Source organism: Pandoraea sp. PE-S2R-1, assembly GCF_002179865.1.
Classification (GTDB): Bacteria; Pseudomonadota; Gammaproteobacteria; order Burkholderiales; family Burkholderiaceae; genus Pandoraea.
Genome location: NZ_NGUR01000089.1, coordinates 1 through 567, shown reverse-complemented (window position 1 = coordinate 567; position 567 = coordinate 1). Strand labels below are relative to the sequence as shown.

Sequence of the window (567 nt, the reverse complement as noted above, 5' to 3'; positions counted from 1 at the left end):
GCTGAGCGCGCCGGGCGTGATTGCGGCCGTATGTGTGCCGTTCCCCTATCTCGCGCAATGCCAGACTCGCCTCTCGGGGCAGGTGCTGGGCTTTGGCGCGCAGGACGTCTCGGCACAGGCTGGCGGCGCCTTCACGGGTGAAGTCGCCGCGTCGATGATCGCCGAGTTCGGCGCGCAGTTCGTGATCGTTGGGCACTCGGAGCGTCGTACGTACCACGCGGAGACCGATGCGAACGTTGCGGCCAAGAGCGTGCGCGTGCTCGATGCGGGCATGACGCCGATCGTGTGCGTGGGTGAAACGCTCGCCGAGCGCGAAGCCGGTGAAACGAAGGCAGTGGTGACGCGTCAGCTCGACGCTGTGCTCGCCGCGCTGACGGTGGAGCAGGCCACGCAGATCGTCGTTGCTTACGAGCCGGTCTGGGCGATCGGCACGGGCAAGACGGCAACCTCGGCCGAGGCGCAGGAAGTGCATGCACATCTGCGCTCGTTGTTGCGTGCGAAGGGTGAGGGCGTAACGGATGTGGCGGTGCTGTACGGCGGCAGTGTGAAGCCGGACAACGCCGCCGA

The 567-nt window shown here is 67.2% G+C and carries 1 protein-coding gene; it reads left to right on the top strand.

Annotated elements, in window-relative coordinates:
- Position 1 precedes the first annotated feature (1 nt).
- A partial coding sequence (gene tpiA, locus CDV44_RS27165; RefSeq protein WP_087691679.1) for a triose-phosphate isomerase occupies positions 2-567 on the top strand: 566 nt, incomplete at its 3' end.